Source organism: Rossellomorea aquimaris (genome assembly GCF_003315075.1).
GTDB lineage: Bacteria > Bacillota > Bacilli > Bacillales > Bacillaceae_B > Rossellomorea > Rossellomorea aquimaris_C.
The window spans coordinates 113,305-136,992 of sequence record NZ_QNRJ01000003.1 but is presented as its reverse complement, the minus strand read 5'-3'; the positions used below and the strand labels follow the sequence as shown (position 1 = coordinate 136,992).

Below are 23,688 nucleotides of genomic sequence, written 5' to 3'. Positions count from 1 at the left end.
GTAAGATCACCTTTTTCGAATCAATTCAAATGAATCGGATAATGGTTTGGTGTACATCTGACCGGCAAGTCTTCCCACCGGCTTGAGTTCCTTTGAATCTATTTTTCCGTCGTAATAGAGTTCATCATTGATTCTCACACATTCTACCTTCCCGATGACAAGGCTACCTGCACCAGGATGATCGCCGAAATGAAGAACCTCATGAAGGACGCATTCCAACTGCACCTTACTTTCAGATACTCCTGGAGGCTTTACCGTAATGGACTCCTTCTTCGTCAGCCCGACCTGCTCGAATTCATCAACGCCAGGTTCAAATTCAATGGCACAGTTATTCATTTCCTCCACAAACTCTTCACTAACGATATTGATGACGAATTCCTTCGTTTTCTCGATATTTCGGAGGGTATCCTTTTTGCTGCCATCCTTCCCTCTTCTCATGGGGGAGAAGCAAACGAGCATAGGCTCTGCACAAATCGCCGTAAAGAAGCTGTAAGGGGCCAGGTTTGCAATCCCATCTTCATCAAGGGATGAAACGAAGGCAATCGGCCGGGGCAAAATCGAGCCGATCATCAGTTTATAGGCTGACTGCCACTCAAGCGTCTGGGGTTTGATATCCATTTAGTTCACTCCTTCGTTTTCCAAAATGTCTTCCAGTGCTCCCACGAATCTCTTGTTATCGTCCTCTGTTCCAATCGTGACACGAACCGTGGTCGGATATCCGAGAAGAGTTCCTGAACGGACGACGAGCCCCCTTTTCACAAGTTCATATGAGACCGTGTCACCATTCATTCCCGTGTCCACCATGATAAAGTTCGATTGAGACGGGAAATAGGATATGCCCAGACGATCAAATTCACTTTCCAAATAAAGACGGCCCTGCTCGTTCTTATGGGTACACTCCCTGATAAACGCTTGATCTTCCAGGGCAATGATCGCTGACTTCTGGGCAACGGTATTCACATTGAATACATCTTTCACTTTACGAAGCTGTTCTGCAATCTCCTCATTCATGACCCCGAACCCGACTCTTAGTCCGGCCAGGCCATATATTTTCGAAAATGTTCTAAGGACGATCAGGTTTTCGAATGCTGACAGAAGAGGCAGGGTTTCTAAATAGTCATCGGTTGTAACGTACTCCATATAGGCTTCATCCACCACTACCAGGATGTGAGAAGGGACGCTCTCGATAAAGTGCAGGAGTTCTTTTTTTCCGACAATGGTCCCAGTCGGGTTATTCGGGTTGCACACAAAGACCAGCTTCGTTTCTGAAGTGATGTGGTCAAGCATCCCCTGCAAGTCATGGGTACCGTCTACGAGAGGGACAATGACCGGAGTGCCTCCCTCCAGGAACACATTGGTCTGGTACCTGGGAAATGTAATATCGGCCATAACGGCTTCGTCGCCAGCGCTCAAGTAAGCTCTCGTCAACAGCCGGATCACTTCATCCGAGCCATTCCCGAATACGATCTGTTCTTTCGGAACCCCTAAAAACGCTGAAACCTTTTGACTAAGATCGACGGCAGCTCCGTCCGGATACAAAAACAGGTCGCTCCCATTTTCTTTAAACCACTGCTTCACTTTCGGGGAGCAGCCATATATATTTTCATTTTCTGACAGCTTTCTGATTGAGGAGAGACCATGCTCCTTCTGTAAGTCGCCAAGCGTCTTCCCCAGCACATATGGAGCGATATGTGTGACTGCTTCTCTTGTTTTGAACTTTAATGTCATACATGAATCCTCGCCTTCCTCATGGATGAAGGGGGTCGACTCACGTGTTAGCTTATCTTCTGTTCAAATATGGTACCTGCAAACTGTACGATATTATAAGTAGAAGCAGCTAATCTCTTCATGAGTTAACCCCCTGACCGGTCCTTTGACCCCCGTTATATATACTAATCTCTATCTATTTATTATAGGTTTCCTCTGCGTTCTTGCTCGCGCTCGATGGATTCGAATAATGCTTTGAAGTTTCCTTCTCCGAATCCTCTTGCACCCTTACGTTGAATCACTTCAATGAATAGAGTAGGACGATCTACGATTGGCTTTGTGAATATTTGAAGCAGGTAGCCTTCGTCATCACGGTCTACCAGAATATTCAACTCTTTGATCTTGGAGATCTCTTCGTCGATTTCCCCTACACGCTCTGAAAGCATGTCGTAATAGGAATCCGGTGTATTTAGGAATTCCACACCATTTTCCTTCAAGATCCCAACTGTCTTCACGATATCCTCGGTCAGGATGGCAATATGCTGAACCCCTGGACCACCGTAGAACTCAAGATATTCCTGAATTTGTGATTTGCGCTTTCCTTCAGCAGGCTCATTGATCGGGAATTTAATGCGACCGCCGTTATGCATAACCTTGGACATAAGGGCCGAGTATTCCGTTGTAATGTCTTCATTTGTGAAGTGGCGCATTTCCTTGAAGCCCATCACTTTTTCATAGTACTCCACCCACTCTTCCATTCGCTCCACGTTTCCAACTACGTGATCCACAGCGATGATACCGGCATCTTCATGTTTAAGAGTAGAATCATATTTTTCAAAGCCCGGCATGAAGATCCCTTTATAATCTTTACGTTCCACAAGGGTATGGATCGTATCCCCGTATGTACCAATGATGGCTTTCTTCAATTTTCCATTATCATCTTCGAGGGTCGAAGGTGGCATGATTTCAATCGCACCGCGGGATACCGCTCCAGTGTAAGCCTTTTCAACATCATCCACCACAAGGGCGATATCTTTAATGCCGTCTCCGTGATGCTTTACGAATTGGGCCACCCGGCTGCCTTCGTGCAGGCTTCCTGTTATGACCAACCGGACTTTGTTTTGTTGCAGTACATAGGATACTGTGTCACGATTTCCTGTTTCCAGCCCTGAATAGGCAACGGTCTTAAAACCGAAAGCTGTACAGAAGAAGTGAGCAGCCTGCTTTGCATTACCCGTATAATACTCCAAAAAATCCACATCTCTTACCGGGAAGATATCTTCTACTTTATCCTGCTTTTTTGCTACATTCTCTTGCATCCTAATCCCTCCATTAACGTTAGTATATTCTGAATATTATATTAAATAGTTTTATAGAACTTCTCAAGAGCGGCTAGTAAAGCTTAAACGCTTCTCTGTGTAAAAGCGTGTTCCTCACTTTACCTGGCAAGCTCCTCTTTTCGAGGAGGCATGTGCACGGCGTCTCCCTTTAATCCTTCGACCGCTTCGAGCAGACTTTCATTCATACTTGGGTGCGGATAAAGTGGAAAACGAAAGTCCTCATCTCTCGCTGCCATCTCAAGGCCGAGCACACCTGATGTGATCAGCTCGGCTGCCCCCTTCCCCATCATATGAATCCCAAGAATCATATCCGTTTCACTGTCTGACACGACTTTCACGAATCCATCCTTTTCATCCGTCAGCTGAGCATACCCGTTTCCTCTGACAGGGTTCTCACTCACTGTAACCGAATAACCTGCCCGTCTTGCTTCTTCCTCCGTCAATCCTGCACATGCAATGGGAGGACTCATCTGCACCACCGTCGGCACAAACTGCAGATCCACTTCCACTTGTAGCCCAGCCATCGCCTCGGCCGCCGCCTTCCCCTGTTTGATCGCTTTGACTGCGAGGGACGGACCTTCCGTGACATCCCCGATCGCCCATATATTCGGAATGGAGGTCCGTCCCTCCCGATCTGTCCGGATATAATCCTCCTCCGTTAATTCAACACGGAGACGGTCAAGTCCGATGTCTGATAGGTTCGGCTTAACTTTTCCACTTGCGACGAAGTGAGAGCCTTCAATTGAAACGATTTCCCCGTTCCCTTTGTCCATGCTCACTGTGACTTTTGCTTCAGCTTGGCTCGCAGCTTGCAGCGTAGAATTCTTGATTACATTGACCTTCTGCTTTTTCAGCTGTCTGAACAGTTCTTTTGATATGGCAGAGTCAAATGGAAATTCCCCGTTCAAAATAAGGGTGACACGGCTTCCCAATATGGAGAAAATAGCCGCGACCTCCAATGAAATATAATCGCTCCCATATATGATCAGCTCCCCAGGGATTTCCTCGAGCTGAAAGATTTCTTTCTCTTTCAGGACACGATCCGAGTCAAATTCAATTCCATCCGGGTATTGAATCTCACCACCTGTCGCGACGATTGCCTGTTTGAAATTAAACAGGGAAAACTCATGACCGTTTTCAACTCCAATACGGGATTCTGACAGGAAGGATGCCGAGCCCTTTACGATTTCAACCTTATTCGCTTTGCACAGTGATTCTACCCCTGCTCGGAGCTGGGTGATTTTTTTATTTTTATAGTTTTGAAGAGAAGAAAGATTGGCTACCACTTCCCCAAACTCCATCCCCATTTCCTTCAGGTGTTTCGTCTTTTTAAATTCCTGGGCAAAATGGGTGAATACCTTTGACGGAATGCATCCTTTATTTAAACAGGTCCCGCCTACATCCTCCCGTTCGATCAACGTCACCTGTCTACCGAGGCTCGCGGCTCTGATGGCTGCGTGATAGCCCCCGGGACCTCCTCCGATGACGACAATGTCTTTATCTTCCGTAATCTCTCCCACTACCATTTACATCAACTCCAAAAGCATGGATTGAGGTTCTTCAATCAGATCCCGTAATCGATTCGTGAATTTCACAGCTGTTCCGCCGTCTACCACCCTATGATCAAAGGACATCGAAACATTCATCATGGAACGGACGACAATTTCATCTTTTTCGTTCACCATCGGACGCTTCTTCGTTTTATGAAAGGCGAGGAGGGCTACTTCCGGTTCGTTAATGATGGGAGTCGCTCCGATCGATCCGTTCAGCGGTCCTACGTTACTGACCGTGAAGGTTCCTCCTTTGATATCCTTCATTGTTAACTTGCCTTCCTGTGCTTTTACGGTCAGTTCCTTCATTTCGCCGTGAATGTCCTTGATGGTTTTCCGTTCAACCTGTTTGATGACAGGGACGATCAGTCCTTCCTCTGTATCGACAGCGATTCCTATATTGTGATGGGACTGAAGTTCGACACACTCCTCCTGTTCATTAAGACGGGCATTGAAGACGGGAAACTCTTTTAAACAGACAGAAATGACTTTGATAAAATAAGCTCCAACGGAAATGGACCCGCCGCCCGCTTTCATGGTATCTTTCCAGGCTAATAGATTCGTCACGTCGACTTCTTCAAAATGGGTACAGTGCGGGATGGTTCTGAGTGACTGTGACATTTTGGAAGCAATCTGTTTGCGTCTGCCCCGGAAAGGAATCGTTTCAGCGTCAGGTTCGGTCGGTGCTGCTGGGGCAATAGTTTCAGGTTCTTCAACCGGGACCGGCACTGACTGACTTTCTCCATTCATATAAAGGAAAATATCTTCATCGAGGATTCTACCACCAGCTCCGGAACCAACCACTTCTTCTATGTTAATACCATTCTCCCTTGCTATTTTCCTCGTATACGGGGAAGCAAGGATCCTTCTCTTCTTCAATACTTGAGTTGTTTGGGGAAAGGACCCCTCGCCTCCATACGGCTTCTGTTCCTTTTCCATCAACAGGACCGTAGATCCCACTGGGATCGTTTCCCCTTCACTGACGGTAAACTCCTTGATCACCCCTGAAAATGGTGCCGGGATCTCTGCCGTCATTTTATCTGTTTGTACCTCTACCAGTGGTTGATCCGCTCTCACGACCTCCCCCACTTTTACAAGAAAGTGATTGATATTGGCTTCGGTCATGCCTTCCCCAATATCATGAAGCTTAACTTCCATGGACTCCCTCCTTGTCTAATAGCGGGCTACATTTTCCACTGCAGCCAGCACACGTTTACTGTCAGGCAAATAGAAATCTTCAAATCCGAAATATGGGACAGGTGTATCGAATCCTGTTACCCTTTCAGTCGGTGCTTTTTGATATAAAAAGGATTTGTCATTGATGATCGCCAGTACATCATTTCCGACTCCACCAGTGGCGTGTGCTTCATGGACAATCACGGTTCTGCCTGTCTTCTGCACAGAGGTCGAAATAAGGTCTTTATCCAGAGGGTAGAGTGTTCTAAGATCAAGGACTTCACAGTCGATGCCTTTACCAGCCGCTTCCTTCGCAGCGTCCTCAGCTACCTTCACCATGGCTCCCCACGCAATGATCGTGACATCCTCGCCCTCTTTGACTACCTTGCCTTTCCCGATTTCCACGGTGTACTTCTCTTCAGGCACTTCTTCCCTGGAAGAACGGTAACATCTCATGGGCTCCAGGAACAGAACGGGATCAGGGTCCTCGATGGCTGCAATCAGGAGTCCCTTTGCATCATATGGAGTTGCGGGGCAAACAACCTTGATTCCCGGCATATGAGTGAAAAGTGCTTCCGTGCTATCGGAATGAATCTCAGGCGCCCTTACACCAGCCCCATACGGAGCCCTGATGACCAATGGACAGGTGAAATGTCCCAGGGTACGGGCACGTATTCTGGATGCATGCGTCATGATCTGTTCGTATGCCGGGTAGATGAACCCTAAAAATTGGACCTCGGCTACTGGACGAAATCCGTTCAGCCCCATCCCGATGGCCGCTCCAATAAAGCCGGCTTCACTTAAGGGTGTATCAAGAACCCGGTCTTCACCGAATTCCTGTTGAAGACCGTCCGTCGCCCGGAATACTCCGCCGTTCGTCCCGATATCTTCACCCATCAACAGAACATCTTCGCTTTCCTGAAGCATCACTCTCATAGCATCCGTTATGGCTTGAACCATTGTCAGCGTCTTCATTTTCGTTAAGGTGCTCATTCTACTCACCTCTCCATCGCTCAAGGAGCTTTTCTTTTTGTTCCTGGATCGTCCAGGTCGGTGTCGCAAATACATAATCAAAGATCACACTGGGATCGGCTGCCGGATATGCTTCCAGTTCCTCGACTGCAAGATCTACTTCCTTTGCACATTCCTTTTGAACAGAGGTCATCCACTCTTCGTCATCCCAGCCTCGATGCTTCATGAATTTCGTCAACCGGTCGACAGGGTCATTTTCCTTACGTCGGGTCTCACTTTCCTGTTGATCACGATACTTCGTCGGATCATCTGCGGTTGTATGGGCACCGTATCTCCAGGTCACGGACTCGATCAAGGTAGGTCCGTCCCCGTTTCGTGCTCTCTCCAGCGCCTTCAACGTTTCAAAGTAAACAGCAAAAATATCATTGCCGTCGATGCGTACGCTTGGAATGTCATAGGCAAGTGATTTCTGGGCAATGGTCTTTGTTTTCATTTGCTTGTGCATGGGAACGGAGATGGCGTAATGATTGTTTTGATTGAAAAAGACGACCGGGGCCTCCCAGACGCTTGCCAGGTTCAATCCTTCATGAAAGTCGCCTTCAGAGGTTGCCCCATCACCAAAATAAACGATGGCTGCATTCCGGGTCCCTTTTCTCTTCTCGGCGAAAGCTGCCCCTACCGCATGGGGAAGCTGTGTCGCAATCGGAATGCCGGGAGTGAAGATATTCTTTCCTTCAGGAGGCACGCATCCTTCATTTCTCCCCTTCCAGAATAGAAGGATATGAAGCAGGGAGTGTCCGAATGTCATGGTTGCCCCATGATCCCGATAGGAAGGGAATAACCAGTCCTTCTCTTGTAGTGCAAGGGCACTCCCCACCTGTGAAGCCTCCTGTCCCTCAAATGGTGCGTAAGTTCCGATCCGGCCTTGACGCTGGAGGCTAACGGCTTTGCGGTCAAAGGTACGGATCCTGATTAGATGACGATAAAAAGTGCGGGCCAAGTCTTCTGAAATGTCCTCTTTATACTCGCTTTGAACCAGTTCTCCTTGTTGATCCATCACCTGGACCAATTGAAATTCCTCGATCATTTCATCACCTCTTTTGGTGCTTTTTTGTTGGTACGATAACCTAAGCTTTTTTTATGTCCTAACCGACCATTTCGGACGTTTCGCATGGGAGAAGAAGCTGTTTCTTCTTGTTCGTGCGTGGATTCTATCCTCACAGAACCGGTTGGCTGCTTCGACTGTGGTCATATGCTGGTTTTCTGATTGCAGGTAAATATTTTGAAGGCTATTATAGATGGCACTTGTCTTTTGAAGGACGCGTTCTTTGTTTGGTTCGTACAATTCGTCCGCTACCTGGATCAACCCGCCTGCATTGACGATGTAATCAGGTGCATATAAGATTCCTTTTTCGTGCAGCTTCATTCCATGGGAAAGGTCTAATAATTGGTTGTTGGCAGAACCGACGACCGCTTTTACTTTCAGCTGATCTACCGTGTGATCATTAATGATTCCACCGATGGCACAAGGAATGAAGACATCTGCATCAACCGAGTAGATCTCATCCCCTGATACGACTTTAATGGCTGCTCCCATCCTGTTTGCCTTGGCTACTAACTGATCGATGGATTTCTGACTGATATCCGTTACATAGAGGTCTGCTCCCTCTTCAAGTAGACGCTCGGCTACTTTAAAGCCCACTTTTCCTAACCCTTGAATGGCATAGCTTTTTCCATGGAGGTCCTTTGAGCCCCATACGTTTTGGTTGGTTGCCTGTAAGCCGTAGATCACGCCCATGGCAGTCGGGATGGATGAATCTCCGCTTCCACCGTATTCTTCATTGACGCCAACAATGCAATTCGTTTCTTTTAAGGCATAAACAAAGTCATCAGGAGTCGTGCCCATGTCTGTCCCGGTATAGAATCTTCCGTTCAGGGATTCAACAAATTGGCCGAAAGCACGGAACAGCTCAGGATGTTTGTCTTTTTCAGGATCTCCGATGATGACGGCTTTTCCTCCACCGAAGTCCACATCGGCCGCTGCACATTTGTAGGTCATCCCTTTTGATAAACGCAAAACATCCTCAAGTGCTTCATCTACTGATGTGTAGGGTCTCATTCGACAGCCGCCCAGTGCAGGTCCAAGAGTCGTATTATGTATGGCGATGATGGCTTTCAGTCCTGTTTCTTCATCATTGCAAAATACAACCTGTTCATGATTTTGTATTTTTTCAAACATATCCATTTCTCCGCCCCCTGCAAGCTCTCTGTTTGTAACCGCTTCCATTTTAGTGAATACGTTAGACACTCATCTTCCTCCTTTTATACTCCTATTGATGAAGTAGATCAAAACTAGTTCTCTTTTATTCTTTCATTAATGATCTCTTTAGGGAGTACCACTTGTTTGACTTCACCTTTCCCAATGAGTCTGTCATTTTCTCTATCTCTGACAGTCACTGCGGTCACGATGATGTTTCGTTCATATTTAATTACGCTCGCTTTAATTTCAAGAGAGGAACCGTTTTTCGCCGGAGTCATATGCTCGACGTTCACCTTGGCTCCCATTCCCTCTTCATGATCTTCCAAATAGGGTAGAATGATCTTTCTTGATGCCCATTCCATGTGGTAAACCATTGAGACGGTCGAATACACCGGGTGTACCACGTCTCCTTCAAACTGGGCATACATGCTGGGGATTACTTCTGTCGTGACGACGGCCGTATGTCCTTCTGCTAATCCAGACTTCATTGCTTTCCCCCTTTAAACCAACAAATTATATATTTTTATATAACGTTAATTCAACGATATAATAACATTTTGTTTTATAAATAGTCAATAAATTGTTAAAATTTAAAATATTATATTAATATAAGTTATGCAGAGGGACGGACCTTCGGCTTTGCCGAGGTCCGTCCCTCACTCCTTTAACGCAAAAAAGCAACGAAACAGAGTCTCGTTGCTTTTTGTAGAAGGTTGTTTATTGTTTTTATTAGCTTATGAAAGAAGTGCCCGGTCGCTGGCGAGTTTGCTTCCACGGATTCGCTGAAATTCGTGGAGAAGTCCTTCGACTGTGAGGTGTTTTTTCTCTTCTTCATTTACCTCTAATATAATCTGGCCCTTATCCATCATAATCAACCGGTTGCCAAGGTCCAGCGCCTGCTGCATATTATGGGTGACCATCAACGTGGTCAGCTTATACTTCTCTACAATCTCTTTTGTCAGGTTCGTAATCAGATCCGCTCTGGCGGGATCCAACGCTGCCGTATGTTCATCCAGCAATAAGATCGAAGGTTCTGTGAATGTGGCCATCAGTAGAGAGAGCGCCTGTCTTTCCCCTCCTGATAGCAGCCCGACCTTTGCATTCAATCGATTCTCAAGCCCGAGGTGAAGTGTTTCCAGTACTTCCTTAAAAAACACTTTCCGTTTTTTGGTCACACCCAGTTTAAAGGTGCGGGTACGATTTCTGGAATATGCCATGGCCAGGTTCTCTTCGATGGTCATAGTAGGTGCGGTTCCTGCCATTGGATCCTGGAACACGCGACCGATAAGCTTAGACCTTTTATACTCGGACACCTTAGAAACATCATGATCGTCAATCAGGACATTTCCCACATCAGGCAGCAGTACACCTGAAACGATATTCATCAATGTCGATTTCCCGGCTCCATTGCTTCCAATCACAGTGACGAAATCTCCAGGTTTTAAAGAGAGCTGAATGTCATCAAGGGCGATTTTTTCATCGGGTGTCCCTTCATTAAATACTTTATGGATTCTATTTAATTGTAACACCGCTCTCACCCTTTCCATCTGTGATTGAAGACCTGTCCAATCGTTCTGCCATACGTTGCGCTTTTCGTTTCCTATCCTTGTAACGGTCCATCACCTTAGGCATGACAAGGGCAAGAATCACGATTGTCGCTGTGATAAGCTTCATATCCCCTGTTTCCAGGAAATCGACGCGAAGTGCCATGGATACGACTAATCGATAGATAATCGCTCCACCAATGACGGCGAGCGTCGTACGGGCGATCGTCTTGGTTCCGAACAATGCTTCACCGATGATAACGGAAGCAAGTCCAATGATAATCATCCCGATTCCCATTCCCACATCAGCAAATCGGCTATACTGGGCAATCAATGCTCCCGACAGTGCCACCATCCCATTCGATATTCCCAACCCCAGAATAATCATCAGATTCGTATTAGCAGAGAAGCTGCGGATCATCCGCTGATTATCCCCAGTCGCCCGCAATGCCAACCCGATTTCCGTTTTCAAGAATCCGTCTGTAATAAACTTGATGACAAGCGTGATGATGATCATAATAAATAAAATGCTCCACGTTCCCGGTACAGGCTCACCAAGCCCCACTGCCATCCACAATTTATTGAGTGCGGCATCGATTCCGAGAGATGACCAAAATCCTTCCATCCCTGTAAACGCAGTATCCTGACTTAGTAAAGGTACATTCGACCGTCCCATTATCCTGAGATTGATAGAATACAGGGCGATCATCATGAGAATCCCTGATAATAGGGCATTGATTTTTCCAAACGTGTGAAGCAGTCCCGTTATACATCCTGCAACAAATCCGATGATAATCGCTGTAATGGTTGCGATGACTGGATTTACGCCACTAACAATCATGGTGGCAGCGACAGCGGCTCCTGTAACGAAGCTGCCGTCGACTGTTAAATCGGGAAAATCCAATATCCGAAAGGACAAGTAGACTCCGAGGGCCATAATAGCGTAAATGATTCCAGATTCAAAGGATGCGAATATTGCTGTTGGCACGAATCATCAACCCTTCCTATTTTTCTTCTAAAAATTTCCCGAGCTCAGACCAGGCTTCCTGTACTTCCACACCTTGTTCTTCAGCTGCCGCTTTATTGAACATCAACTCGAAGTTTTCCGGAGCCTGTACAGGGATTTCAGAAGGTTTCTTCTCCCCTTTTAGAATCTTCACTGCCATTAACCCAGTTTGATAACCAAGATCCTCATAGTTGAATCCACTCGCTGCAATCGCCCCTTTTTTCAATGAATCGAGTTCTCCTACAAAAAGAGGAATATCCTTTTCATTCGCTACCGTGATGACTGATTCCAGCGCTGAAACGACTGTATTATCTTTCGGGATGTAAATGGCATCGACTCTTCCCACCAGGGATTCAGTCGCCTGTTTGACATCAGCGGATGTTGAAACCGTAGCTTCTGCCACTTCCACGCCTTTTTCTTCGGCAAGCTTATTCACTTCAGCTACTTGAACGACAGCATTTTGTTCGCCGGAATTATAAACAACTCCAATCTTCTTCGCTTTCATTTCATCCGTGATGAATTGAAGGGTCTTTGAAATCGCTTCCGGGTGAGTATCGGTCGTTCCCGTGATATTTTCACCAGGCTCTTCAAAAGACTTAACCAATTCGGCACCGACAGGATCAGTAACAGAAGTAAAAACGATTGGAATCTCTTTCGTTGCATTCAATGCGTGTTGAGCACTTGGGGTTGAGTTAGCAAAGATAAGGTCGACACCGTCTCCAACAAAGTTCTTGGCAGCACTTTGTGAATTACTTTGATCTCCTTGGGCGATTTGAACATCATATTTTACATTTTCGCCTTCTTTGAAACCGTTTTCAGCCAATGCCTTCTTAAAACCTTCAAATGCTGCATCTAAAGACGGATGTTCCACAATCTGGGTTACCCCGATCACATATTGCTTTTCACCATCTTCTCCACCTGAGCTTGTATCACTACCACAGCCCGCTAAAAACAGCATTCCCAGCATCATAGAAATGACAATAAGTAATAAACTCTTCTTCTTCACAGAAATCCCCCTTTTTCTCTTCCTGATATATGATCAGTAGTCTCGTAGACTAGCAAATCCAAGTATGATAAAAATGAACACCAACGTAAATACAACGTTATATTATCACTCCTGTCACAAAATAGTCAATAATATTCGGAAAATTTAAAAATTAATACTAGTATAGTCGGTATTGATGATGATTTCTAGAGGGATTGCGGGAAAATTTTTTCTGTAGTTGGGCTGAGGATGTGGTGAGGGACTCAGATAATCGTGGATATTTAATAGTTTCGTGCTATAGTTTTTTCACTTCACGTTGTGCCGGAATCTATTAAACTTGTGCCAAATTGTGAACATCAACATAAAAAAGACACTTCCCCAATCAAGGAAAAGCGCCTTTTCATAACCATCTATTAAGATTCCACACCACTTCCTGATAGCTTCCTGAAAATCCCCTTGGCATCGATCATCATTCCTTCAACCAATTCCTTCACCGTCGGTACATCCGATACGAGACCGGACACTTGGCCTCCATTGATAAATCCCTGATCGAGCTTCCCTTCAAGTGCTCCTACACGGTGATAATCTTCTGAGGTCATTCGACTGAACTCTTCAAGAGCTACTCCCTCTTGTTCTTTTTGAATCAGTTGTGCAGCATAGGGCGTTTTCATGACCCTTCTTACCCTTCCGACAGAACGACCGACGATGACGGTGCTATCGTCTTTTGCTTCCACTAGTGCCGTTTTATAGTTTTCATGAAAAGGAGCTTCCTGTGTAGCGATGAACCGCGTACCCATTTGCACACCACTGGCACCAAGGGCAAGCATGGAAGCGAGTCCCCTCCCATCACCGATCCCTCCTGCTGCGACCACAGGAATGTCCACGGTATCGACGAGTTGTGGAATAAGGGCAAGGGTTGTCGTTTCAAGGTTGGAGTTGATCCCGGCAGCTTCATAGCCTTCTGCCACGATTACATCCGCACCGGCGTCTTCCGCTTTCTTTCCTTGCTTTTTCGAAGCGACGACACAGATCACTTTTACGTTGTGTTCATGAAAATACGGAATCAGCGGGGCAGGATTTCCTGCTGATAAGGAAACGATCGGTATTCCATGTGTCACCACTAAGCGGATCATCTCTTTCAAATGAGGAGTTATGGAGATTGGGATGTTTAGAGCGAAAGGCTTACTGGTTCTCTTCTTCGTTTCAAGGATGATCCCTTCCACTTCCTCCACGCCCATGGTGCCGACACCGATTGTACCGAGAGCCCCTGCCTCCGAGATTGCCGCCGTCAAGGGTGCGTTGCTGATGTTCCCCATGCCACCTTGAATGATTGGATATTTTATATGTAATAAATCCGTTAAGCTATTCATTAAAATCCCCCTTCGTTAAATTAATGTTATACTCTTTCGAATTGTTAGACAAGTATCTTTAGTTGATTTCAGAGGTCCGTCCCTCAAAAAAACCACTTGCCAAACCGGCAAGTGGTTTTTGTCAGTCTAATAATAATGGGTGGGTCATGACGTTGTAGCTCAGGTCTTTGTTTTTGAGTTCGTTGCCGTCTTCGAAGACACTTTCGAAGAATCGTGAGGCAGGTTCTGCGAGTTCTTTGTAGTATTCTCCGAACAGGGAGGCAGCGTGTGCCCCGAGCCATTTTTCAGGCAGCAGCTCTTCCGGCAGGCCGGGATCGACAAAAAGGAATTTGCGATACTCATGGACGAGCTTGGTTCTTTCCACGAAGCATTCAGCGTCGCTCATCTGTCCTCTTCCGATTTTACTTTTATCGATCATGTATTTCTGGCTGTAGTGAGAAATGAATTCCTGATAGCGGTCATTGATTTCTATCAGGTCCCAGCTTTTTTCGATCAAACGCTGATTCTCATTTGGGCCTTCATATTCAGCAATGAAGAAATCGACATAATCCTTAATCTCGTATTTCCCAATCAGGGATTGGACTTGCTTCTCCAAATTGTTAGGAGAGATCCACGTGCTTGTAGAAAGGGTTCCAAAACCGCTCCAAACCAGTTCTTTCCTCAGTTCATCACGGATGCTTCTAATCTCTTCCGGAATCGAGTACATCAGGATTCTCCATTTGCCGTCCCATTGCTCAGGCTTCAGCTTGAAGATCCTGTTTGCCGCTTCCTCCATTCGGATCACACCGCGTTCTGTGAGGGAGTAGTAGCTTTTGTTCCCTTGCTTCTCTGCCTGTACCCAGCCTTGCTTATTCATTCTTGAAATGGCTGCACGGACTGCTTGATCGTTGTGACCGAATTCATTCAGAAGACGTATCAAACTGCCGATCCATATCTTATTGCCGTAATGCCGTATGTAGTCCCCATATAGTGTAAAGATCATTGATCGTGTATTCATCGGTGCCTCTCCTTTAGATATATTCCGTTTGTTTATGACGTTTAATTTACGTTTGATTTATATATTATCATAAACTTTCTATGAAAATAAATGAATATTCATGATTTTTAAGTTTGGAAATGAATTTCAGGCAAAAAAAAATCAGGCTCACCTACAGAGCCTGACCCTCAATGATACATCCTCAACATCTCCAGCATCTTCACAAATTCATACGAATTGACAACCTGTTCCTTCGACCAATTCTCCTCGATCCATCTCACGAGCTCTTCCTGGCTGTTGAACACTTCCCCACTCGTATCGGCTTTCCTTATCAAATACCTACCGTTATCCTCATCCGCGACTACGAGACAAGGAATCTCACTTTCTTTTGTCATGATTTCAAATTCCATCTCACTCACCTCACTCTTATCTTTTCTAAATAGGGGCGATTCTAATCACAAAAAGAGCCCTGCGCATACAGGACTCAAGCTATTAAATTTCAATATTCTCTACTAAAGTCGCAATCCCCTGCCCGACACCAATACACATGGTAGACAAGCCGTACCGTACCTTTCTCTTTTTCATTTCATACAGAAGGGTGGTAAGGATACGTGCTCCACTTGCTCCAAGTGGATGCCCGAATGCGATGGCTCCTCCATTGACATTGACGATCTCTTCATTCAAACCAAGCTCACGGATGCAGGCAATGGATTGTGCTGCGAACGCTTCATTAAGCTCCACTAAGCCGATTTGGTCAAGGGCAAGGCCAGACCGTTTCAGTACCTTCTGTGTGGCATAGATCGGCCCCAGACCCATCACGGAAGGTTCAAGCCCTGAAGTGGCCGATGTCATGTAGCGGGCCAGCGGTGTAACGCCTAATTCCTCTGCCTTCTCCCTGCTCATTAATAAAAGGGCGGATGCACCATCATTCACTCCTGATGCGTTCCCAGCTGTCACCGTTCCCCCTTGGAATAAGGGCTTAAGCTTCTGCAGTTTCTCACTATTGGTATCGGGCCTTGGGTGTTCATCGAACTGGAAGGTAGAAAGGTTCCCTTTACGGTCACGTAATTCAACGGGCACGATTTCCTCTTTAAACCGCTCTTCATCCACGGCACGTTTCGCTTTCATTTGGCTCCAGTAAGCAAAGTGATCTTGTTCTTCCCTCGAAATGCCGAACTGTTTCGCAACGTTTTCGGCTGTTTCCGGCATAGAATCGGTCCCGTATTTTTCTTTGAGACGGGAATTGACGAAGCGCCACCCGATCGTCGTATCGAACATTTCCATATTGCCTCTTGGATAATCCTTTGAAGGCTTTGCCATGACGTACGGAGCCCGCGTCATACTTTCAGTCCCGCCTGCAATGAAAACATCCCCTTCATTAGCCAAAATGGCTCTAGCCGCATAGTTCACAGCGTCCAGTCCGGAACCGCATAAACGGTTGATGGTAGTGGCCCCGACTTCAACTGGGAGGCCTGCCAGGAGTGTCGACATCCGCGCGACATTCCTATTGTCCTCGCCTGCACCATTTGCATTTCCAAGTACCACCTCTTCAATCGTATCCACCGGGACGAGGGGATTTCGTTCGACGAGGGCTTTAATCACATGTGCACCCAAATCATCAGGGCGCACCTCTTTTAAAGAGCCTTTGTATTTTCCAATCGGGGTCCTGACAGCATCGACAATGACAACCTCTCTCATGACTGGTGCTCCTTTTCCTTTGTTTCCGAGTAATCGTAAACGCCCTTACCCGTTTTTCGGCCAAGACGTCCTGCCTTCACATATTTTTCTAAAAGAGGGGCCGGGCGATACTTTTCTCCAAGCTTTTCATGAAGGTACTTAAGATTATTCAATCGGGTATCCAGTCCGACTAAATCCCCAAGTTCAAATGGACCCATCGGGTAATTTAATCCGAGCTTGATCGCTTTATCGATTTCTTCAGGAGAACCGAGTCCTTCCTGGAGCATGTAAAAGGCTTCATTCCCAACGAGGGCAGAGATCCTGCTTGTGACAAAACCAGGGAACTCATTGATGACCACTGTTTCTTTCCCCATCAGGCGGGCTACTTGCTGGATCACCTCCGTCGTTTCATCACTTGTTTCCAAGCCCTTCACGATTTCAACGAGTGGCATTTTATGTACGGGGTTGAAAAAGTGCATGGCAATGACTTTGTCAGGTCGTTTCGTAAATGAGGCAATTTCCGTCGGGCTCATGGTGGAGGTATTCGTTGCCAGGTAGCAATACTCCGGGGCATGCGCGTCCAGAACTTCAAATACGCCACGCTTGATGTCTGTCTTTTCCGGAACCGCTTCGATGACCACATCGGCATCCCGTACGGCAATCGAAAGATTCGTTGAATAGCTCATTAGCTCTTTTGCTTCTACGTACTGTTGCTGAGTAAGCTTATTTTTTTCAATTCCTCTTTGGAAAATGAGCCCAATCTCATTCCTGGCATGATCCAACTGCTCTTGTTTAATATCAACCAGTGTGGTACGGAAGCCTCCTACTGCACTTACATAAGCGATCCCTCTACCCATTACTCCGGAACCAACTACCACGATATGCTGCGTCATGTTTATTTTCCCCTTTCTTGCAATAAGGGGTTGACCCTGATAGGACAACCCCCTGCTTGTTTATTTCTTCTTACAAACCAAATGGGTTTAACGGACGGTTTCCGAAGTAAGAAATGATACTCTTTGTTTCTGTGTAAAGATCGAGCGTTTCAACACAAAGTTCACGGCCGAATCCGGACTGCTTGTATCCTCCGAATGGCGTACCCGGGAAAGCGGAGAACGGGCAGTTCACCATCACGATTCCGGCCTGGATCGCTTTCGATACTCTTGTCGCACGGCCATGATTTTGAGTCCACACGGCTGAACCGAGTCCATATTCGCTATCGTTGGCCATTTTGATCGCTTCTTTTTCATCTTTGAATTTCATTACCACCACAACTGGTCCGAAGATTTCTTCTTTTACAACCTTCATGTCGTGATTCACATCTGTAATGATGGTTGGCTCATACCAATAGCCTTTTTCAAAGCCTTCAACCTTCGCAGGGCTTCCCCCGGCTAAGATCGTTGCCCCTTCTTCTTTGGCAGATTGAACATATCCGTCGATCGAGTCCAGTTGCTCCTGGTTGATGATCGCCCCGATATGAGTCCCTTTATCATGGGGGTCAGCCAGTTTCAGCTTCTTCGTTTTCTCAACGAATTTTTCCATGAACTCATCATAGATGTCTTCGTGAACATACAGTCTGGAGCGTGCTTCACAGGACTGACCTGTATTATAGAAGATTCCGAACAGGGAACCATCCACTGCTGCATCTACATCTGCATCTTCAAATACGATGTTTGGTGACTTCCCACCTAATTCAAGAGTGACTCTCTTTAGGGTTTGAGACGCCTTTTCCATAATGTTTTTACCGATAGGAGTGGAACCTGTGAAGGCTACTTTATCAACCTTTTTATGCTCAACTAAGTAATTACCGACAGAAGAACCTGCACCCGGGATGATGTTGACAACACCTTCAGGAACGCCGGCTTCAATACAAATTTCACCCAGGACAATCGCTGTTAATGGTGTAAGAGTCGCTGGTTTCACGACAACCGAACAGCCTGACGCAATGGCAGGTGCAATTTTCCACGCTGCCATCATCAATGGATAATTCCAAGGAATGATTTGAGCACATACACCGACCGGCTCTTTCTCCGCAACATTCATGAATTGACCTGGTACATTATTGACCGTTCCACGATGGCCCACAATCGCTCCTGCGTAGAATTCAAAGTCTTCGATCGCTTGCATCACTTGACCTTGTGCGGCGGATAGTGATTTCCCGCTATCCATGATCTCAAGAGAGACAAGTTCATTAAAGCGAGATCGCATAATGCCTGCAATTTTATTGAGCACGCGGGAACGCTTATTGATCGGGAACTTCTTCCACTTACCGTAGTCAAACGCGTTTCTCGCTGCTTCAACCGCTTTTTCAGCATCTTCCACAGATGCCAGTGAAACAGTGGCAATCGCCTCACCTGTCGCTGGATTGTACGTCGTAAAGGTTTCACCCGAACCGCTTTCCATACGTTGGCCGTTGATCACCAATGAATAATGTTCTCTTTTCATTTCAAGGACTTCAAAGCTTTGCTCTTTTACTGTAGACATAACTCCATCTCCTTATTGATTGAATTATTTTCCGTGAAAGGCTGGTCTTCTTTTTTCCATAAATGCTGTCACACCTTCGCGGTGATCTTGTGTCTTGCCTGCGATCCGCTGGGCACAGGCTTCTTTTTCTAAGTATTCGTGGAATGATTGGTCAGCGCTGCCTTTTAATAAACGCTTCATCAAGCCGATTGCCTTCGTTGGCATAGAGGCGATTCGTTCGGCAAACGCCGCCGTCTCTTCCTGCCACTCTTCAAGCGATATGATTTTCGTGACAAGACCCAGCTTTTCTGCATCGAACGCCTTTATCTTCTCTCCAAACACCGCGAGTTCCAGCGCTTTTGCGTAGCCAACAATCTTTGATAAATAATAAAGATTCCCTGAATCCGGCATTAATCCGACATGCACAAATGCTTGCACAAAGCTCGCTTTCTCAGACACAAGTCTGAAGTCACAGGCAAGGGCCAGGCTGAATCCCGCTCCTGCCGCCACTCCATTAACGGCTGCAATGACCGGCTTTTCACACTGCTCGATTTCTTTCACCATCGGTCCGTAGTTATTTCGAAGGACCTCTCCATGATCCATCGATTCATCCACTTCGCTTAAATCCTGGCCCGAACAAAAAGCCCTGCCTTCACCTGTTATTACGATGGCTCTAACTTCTTCATTTCTTGAAGAGTCCTTCATCGCCTTTTGGATTTCCAGATTGAGTTGACGGATGAAAGCATTCAGCTTATCAGGACGGTTCAAGGTAATCCAGGCTACGTTATTTTTCACTTCATATTTAATCGTTTCAAACATGCGGCAGCCTCCTTATTTCCCTTTAAAATTCGGTCTCCGTTTTTCCACAAAAGCCTTCATGCCTTCTTTCTGATCTTCAGAGGCAAAAAGAAGATAGAAGTTCTTCCGCTCATATTGCATCCCTTCATAAATCGAAGAATCGACGGCTTTATGGACAGATTCTTTGATCAAACGCAGGGAAAGCGGTGGCTTTGCAGCTAATTTCTTCGCAAACTTCTCGGTTTCTTCTATTAATAATTCTTTCGGAATCGCCCGGTTGATGACTCCCCACTCGAGAGCCTGCGTGGCTGTAAACATGTCTCCTGATAACAGCCATTCCATCGCTCTTGATTTCCCTATCAGCTTGGTGAGCCTCTGGGTCCCACCCGCTCCAGGCATGACCCCAAGATTCACTTCAGGAAATCCGAAGCTTGCACCCTCTGAAGCGAATAGAATGTCGCAGCAAAGAGCTAACTCAAACCCGCCTCCTAATGCAAACCCCTGGACCGCTCCGATGATCGGCTTCTTAATCCAGGCCAGGCGGTCCCATTCGGTGAATTGATTCAAGAGCTCTAAATCTATGGCTCCGTCCTCTGCCATTTCATCAATGTCCGCTCCTGCAGCAAAGGCTCTGCCCCTACCGGATAAAACAATTGCTTTCACACTGTCGTTCCGGTCAAATGCCTCGAAAGCATTGACCAGCTCTGATACCATAGGACGATTGATGGCGTTCAAAACTTTAGGTCTATTCAATTCAATAAAGCCAAGTCCGTCCCTCTCGCTCACTACGATATATTCGAACTCTTTACTCATTCACTTCTTCACCGATCATAAGAGTGACTAACTCTGCGGCGAAGCCCATAAGGTCCTTCCCGGAGGCTTTGCCTTCATCGGATTTCATGGCAGCTTTCATCGCTTCATGATTGTCATAATACATTTCGCACATTAAGTAGTATTTGCCTTCCCCACCCATAGGTGAACCGACGATTTTCGTTACATCCATCTTTTTAAGTCCAGGAATTTTTGCCGTGATCGGAGCGTGGGTATTGAAGTAATGCTCATCGAATTTCTCTTTGTTTTCAGGGTGCTTATACAATGCGATTAGTTTTACCATAGTGGAATCTCTCCTTTGATTTTCAGTAGTTTAATAGTTTTTTACATCATTGTTGATATTGGTTTCATGGCTTCGAACGGGTTGCGGCATTGCTTGCAGTATAGGATGCTTCTGCAGGCGGTGGGACCGAACAGGTTCTCCATGGAGGTATAGGGGGAATCACAATATGGACAATGAATCTCCCAATTTTCTTCCCCCGTGAAATGTTCAGGCGGGGGTGCGATGCCGAACTCCTTCAGTCTCTCCCGGCCATTTTCGGTTAACCGGTCGGAGGTCCAGGGAGGCGAATAGACAAATTTCACCTGTATGGATTGAATTCCAAGCTGATCCCGACAAGCCTTCTCCACATTTCCTTTGATAATGTCCAATGCAGGACAGCCTACAAAGGTTGGGAGGAGTTCAATCATCAGAGCATCTTCCTCGTGATGGATACGATTGACCATTCCAAGATCCACAATGCTGATGGAATCTATCTCAGGATCTTTCACAGTTTGAAGAACATCTAATACGGTTGCCGTCATTTACCTTCATCCTTTACCAGCTTGCTGCGGGATTTGTTTGATAGACTTCGCTCAGGGTGGAAAGTGCCGTATCCAGTTCAGGAGTATGTTCACCTAAGCGTCCATTCCCTTTTTTCATGCTTACATTCGGAGGAAAGGATAGTTGAGTAGATTGGAAGACCGGTTGAATGGCCAGCTCCCATCGTTTCGCTAAGCTTTCTTCTCCTTCGATCAGAGCCATAAGTGACATTTCTTTCCCCAGTGGCCCCAGGGTCAGGACTCCCCGGAATTCATTTAATACTCGTTCAATCGCCTTATTCATGCGCTCCCTTGCTTCCCCGCCTGCATTCATTAATTGAATGAACCAGGTTTTCCAGTGCAGCAGGTGATAATATAATTCTGTGTTGATTTTGATCGCCATTTCAGCAAGTGGTTCATAGGAGGAGTTCTTTAACGAGTCGATTCGCACCTTTTTGGCGACGCTGTAGAAATAATGTCTTACAACCGCAAAGGCCCAGTCGTAACGGGGTTCTTGTAAGTAGTGTCCGGGTCCATTCACTTCTTCCAGTAAGATGGCATTTCTTCGTTCTGGCGCCTTCCTTCCATGTGCCAGATGGTCCTGATCCCCTTCCCCTAACTCTTCAAGGAGCTGATAGAACATGGTGGCATGCCCCATCGTGTCTTGATTAATGGAGGAAAACGCAACATCCTCTTCAATATGAGGAGCGAGTCCCAGCCATTCAGAACCGCGGTAAGCAAGGATGAAATCATCGTCGGCCAGTTGATAGAGCAGGCTCAGAAGCGCTTCTTTATAATCTCGGTTCGGGATGTCATTTGGACTTTTCACTTTCATTTCTTCTTCACCAACTCTCCCCATGACATGATTTCTTTCTCATCGAGCATTTCCTGTTCGTACTGTCTCCACTTCTTCTTCAGATAACCGTAGCCTTTGGCGTTCCGGTAATCTTTATTATCAAGACGGCCGACACTCTCTCTTTCCTCAGGTGTCATCATCCGCACGTCCGACCGCTTCACAACCCATATATCCGAAACCGGCTCTCTTCTCATGAAATTCTCTTGAGCCATCACCATGGCAAGCTCATGGTTGGGTGCTAACAGACTGAATTGATGCTGCATCTGCGCACCGTCCGTCCTCTTACTAAACACTTCAAATTCCTGATAAAAATTCTGCCCCTTGTCAGACATCCAACTCATTCCCTTCTAGCTTACTTGGTCACTAGGGCTTAATGCTTCTCGAACCCACGCATTATTGTCGTAGGATAATTCTCTTAAACGAAGGCGATCCTTTGATTTCGGCCCATTGTTCCGAATGATTTCCTTGAAGCGGTTCCAGTCGGGCTGCTTATAGATCCATAAGTCCTTTTCTTCATCGAAGTACATCGTTTCATCAGGAAGAGTCAGACCTAACGACAGCATCCTCGGAACATATTTCGTGAAAAAGTCCTGTCTCAGCTGTTCATTTGTTTTCGTCCGGATGTTGTATTTGATGGTGATATCCTGCTTAGAGGAACCTGTCGTTTTCGCGTCACCCGGTCCAAAGAACATAAGAAGCGATTCCCACCAGCGGTCCACTGCATCCTGAACTAATGCCCTTTGCTCGGGAGTCCCTTCTGCCAGAGCCATGATGATGGCTTCACCATGCTGTGCATGGAACACTTCTTCCGCACAAATCCGCTTTAGCGCCCGGGCATATGGCCCGTATGAGGCATGGAGCATATTCGTTTGAGTGATGATCGCTGCCCCGTCCACAAGCCAGCCGATCAATCCAGCGTCTCCCCAAGTAGGCGCCTCCATGTGAAAGACGTTATGAAACTTTAAATCTCCTGAGAACAAATCTCTCATAATATGCTCTCTTGTTTTCCCATAAGGCTTCATTAAATCTTCCGCTACACGAAGCAGAAGCTGTCCATGCCCCATCTCGTCCTGTACCTTTGCCATGATTCCAAGCTTCCTTCTTAGTGTAGGTGCTTTCGGTACCCACTCCTTCTCGGGAAGTGCCCCCATGATTTCACTGATCCCATGCATGGAAATCAGCTTGATCAGTGCATTTCGATATTCATCCGGCATCCAATCATCCGCTTCGATCTTTTCGTCATTTTCAATCTTTCTCATAAAATGAGCCATACGCTCTTCGTCCGTCAGTTGTTGATTTGATAATACGTCACTCATTGTAGCTCCTCCTTTATCACACAGTTACTACGCGGGAACTATATTGTGTGATAACTTTTTTCT

The 23,688-nt window shown here is 46.3% G+C and carries 25 protein-coding genes; all 25 read right to left on the bottom strand.

All coding sequences use genetic code 11. From position 1 onward, the window contains the following. Nucleotides 1-6: 6 nt before the first annotated feature. The gene (locus tag DET59_RS05390; protein WP_113968587.1) at nt 7-618 is read right to left on the bottom strand and encodes a flavin reductase family protein; all 612 of its coding nucleotides are present in this window, start codon (nt 616-618) and stop codon (nt 7-9) included. After that, on the bottom strand, nt 619-1,728 hold the full coding sequence (gene hisC, locus DET59_RS05385) for a histidinol-phosphate transaminase (RefSeq protein ID WP_113968586.1): 1,110 nt from the start codon (nt 1,726-1,728) through the stop codon (nt 619-621). Nucleotides 1,729-1,910: 182 nt separating this feature from the next. Beyond that, a complete protein-coding gene (gene hppD / locus DET59_RS05380; protein ID WP_113968585.1) occupies nt 1,911-3,026 on the bottom strand; it encodes a 4-hydroxyphenylpyruvate dioxygenase in 1,116 nt (371 codons plus the stop codon). A 119-nt stretch (nt 3,027-3,145) separates the two neighbouring features. Further along, nucleotides 3,146-4,573 (bottom strand): dihydrolipoyl dehydrogenase, encoded by a 1,428-nt coding sequence (lpdA, locus tag DET59_RS05375; RefSeq protein ID WP_113968584.1) that lies wholly within the window; start codon nt 4,571-4,573, stop codon nt 3,146-3,148. Beyond that, complete coding sequence (locus DET59_RS05370; protein ID WP_113968583.1) at nt 4,574-5,755, bottom strand: dihydrolipoamide acetyltransferase family protein; 1,182 nt, start codon at nt 5,753-5,755, stop codon at nt 4,574-4,576. It abuts the gene before it with no gap. A gap of 15 nt (nt 5,756-5,770) precedes the next feature. After that, nucleotides 5,771-6,766: an alpha-ketoacid dehydrogenase subunit beta gene (locus DET59_RS05365; RefSeq protein WP_113968582.1), complete on the bottom strand. Its 996-nt coding sequence runs from the start codon at nt 6,764-6,766 to the stop codon at nt 5,771-5,773. A 1-nt stretch (nt 6,767) separates the two neighbouring features. Then, nucleotides 6,768-7,832, bottom strand: coding sequence for a pyruvate dehydrogenase (acetyl-transferring) E1 component subunit alpha (gene pdhA / locus DET59_RS05360; protein WP_113968581.1), 1,065 nt, complete (start codon nt 7,830-7,832; stop codon nt 6,768-6,770). Nucleotides 7,833-7,883: 51 nt separating this feature from the next. Beyond that, a complete protein-coding gene (locus DET59_RS05355) occupies nt 7,884-8,990 on the bottom strand; it encodes a Leu/Phe/Val dehydrogenase (protein ID WP_181778075.1) in 1,107 nt (368 codons plus the stop codon). A 107-nt stretch (nt 8,991-9,097) separates the two neighbouring features. Then, the gene (locus tag DET59_RS05350) at nt 9,098-9,493 is read right to left on the bottom strand and encodes a thioesterase family protein (RefSeq protein ID WP_113968580.1); all 396 of its coding nucleotides are present in this window, start codon (nt 9,491-9,493) and stop codon (nt 9,098-9,100) included. Between the two features lie 246 nt (nt 9,494-9,739). Then, entirely contained in the window at nt 9,740-10,534 is a 795-nt protein-coding gene (locus DET59_RS05345) for an ABC transporter ATP-binding protein (protein WP_113968579.1), read from the bottom strand. Then, the gene (locus DET59_RS05340) at nt 10,518-11,537 is read right to left on the bottom strand and encodes an ABC transporter permease (RefSeq protein WP_113968578.1); all 1,020 of its coding nucleotides are present in this window, start codon (nt 11,535-11,537) and stop codon (nt 10,518-10,520) included. Before DET59_RS05340 ends, DET59_RS05345 begins: the two co-directional genes overlap by 17 nt. 16 nt (nt 11,538-11,553) lie before the next feature. Beyond that, a complete protein-coding gene (locus DET59_RS05335) occupies nt 11,554-12,525 on the bottom strand; it encodes an ABC transporter substrate-binding protein (RefSeq protein ID WP_113968778.1) in 972 nt (323 codons plus the stop codon). A 428-nt stretch (nt 12,526-12,953) separates the two neighbouring features. Further along, a complete protein-coding gene (locus tag DET59_RS05330; protein WP_113968577.1) occupies nt 12,954-13,910 on the bottom strand; it encodes an NAD(P)H-dependent flavin oxidoreductase in 957 nt (318 codons plus the stop codon). 121 nt (nt 13,911-14,031) lie between these two features. After that, entirely contained in the window at nt 14,032-14,907 is an 876-nt protein-coding gene (gene paaX, locus DET59_RS05325; RefSeq protein ID WP_113968576.1) for a phenylacetic acid degradation operon negative regulatory protein PaaX, read from the bottom strand. Between the two features lie 167 nt (nt 14,908-15,074). Next, a complete protein-coding gene (locus DET59_RS05320; protein WP_113968575.1) occupies nt 15,075-15,296 on the bottom strand; it encodes a hypothetical protein in 222 nt (73 codons plus the stop codon). A gap of 82 nt (nt 15,297-15,378) precedes the next feature. Next, nucleotides 15,379-16,584, bottom strand: coding sequence for a thiolase family protein (locus tag DET59_RS05315; RefSeq protein WP_113968574.1), 1,206 nt, complete (start codon nt 16,582-16,584; stop codon nt 15,379-15,381). Beyond that, the gene (locus DET59_RS05310) at nt 16,581-17,456 is read right to left on the bottom strand and encodes a 3-hydroxyacyl-CoA dehydrogenase (protein ID WP_113968573.1); all 876 of its coding nucleotides are present in this window, start codon (nt 17,454-17,456) and stop codon (nt 16,581-16,583) included. Before DET59_RS05310 ends, DET59_RS05315 begins: the two co-directional genes overlap by 4 nt. 70 nt (nt 17,457-17,526) lie before the next feature. Continuing rightward, nucleotides 17,527-19,044, bottom strand: coding sequence for an aldehyde dehydrogenase family protein (locus DET59_RS05305; protein ID WP_113968572.1), 1,518 nt, complete (start codon nt 19,042-19,044; stop codon nt 17,527-17,529). 24 nt (nt 19,045-19,068) lie between these two features. Next, nucleotides 19,069-19,842 carry an enoyl-CoA hydratase-related protein gene (locus tag DET59_RS05300; RefSeq protein WP_113968571.1) on the bottom strand — a complete coding sequence of 258 codons (774 nt, stop codon included), beginning with the start codon at nt 19,840-19,842 and terminating at the stop codon, nt 19,069-19,071. Nucleotides 19,843-19,854: 12 nt separating this feature from the next. Next, the gene (locus DET59_RS05295) at nt 19,855-20,634 is read right to left on the bottom strand and encodes an enoyl-CoA hydratase/isomerase family protein (protein WP_113968570.1); all 780 of its coding nucleotides are present in this window, start codon (nt 20,632-20,634) and stop codon (nt 19,855-19,857) included. After that, nucleotides 20,627-20,935, bottom strand: coding sequence for an EthD family reductase (locus DET59_RS05290; protein WP_113968569.1), 309 nt, complete (start codon nt 20,933-20,935; stop codon nt 20,627-20,629). The genes DET59_RS05295 and DET59_RS05290 overlap by 8 nt, the downstream gene beginning before the upstream one ends. 41 nt (nt 20,936-20,976) lie before the next feature. After that, nucleotides 20,977-21,456: a 1,2-phenylacetyl-CoA epoxidase subunit PaaD gene (gene paaD, locus DET59_RS05285; protein ID WP_113968568.1), complete on the bottom strand. Its 480-nt coding sequence runs from the start codon at nt 21,454-21,456 to the stop codon at nt 20,977-20,979. 13 nt (nt 21,457-21,469) lie between these two features. Then, nucleotides 21,470-22,288 carry a 1,2-phenylacetyl-CoA epoxidase subunit PaaC gene (gene paaC, locus DET59_RS05280; protein WP_113968567.1) on the bottom strand — a complete coding sequence of 273 codons (819 nt, stop codon included), beginning with the start codon at nt 22,286-22,288 and terminating at the stop codon, nt 21,470-21,472. Beyond that, the gene (paaB, locus tag DET59_RS05275; RefSeq protein WP_113968566.1) at nt 22,285-22,641 is read right to left on the bottom strand and encodes a 1,2-phenylacetyl-CoA epoxidase subunit PaaB; all 357 of its coding nucleotides are present in this window, start codon (nt 22,639-22,641) and stop codon (nt 22,285-22,287) included. The genes paaC and paaB overlap by 4 nt, the downstream gene beginning before the upstream one ends. A 15-nt stretch (nt 22,642-22,656) precedes the next feature. Further along, entirely contained in the window at nt 22,657-23,625 is a 969-nt protein-coding gene (gene paaA / locus DET59_RS05270) for a 1,2-phenylacetyl-CoA epoxidase subunit PaaA (RefSeq protein WP_113968565.1), read from the bottom strand. Between the last annotated feature and the right edge of the window lie 63 nt (nt 23,626-23,688).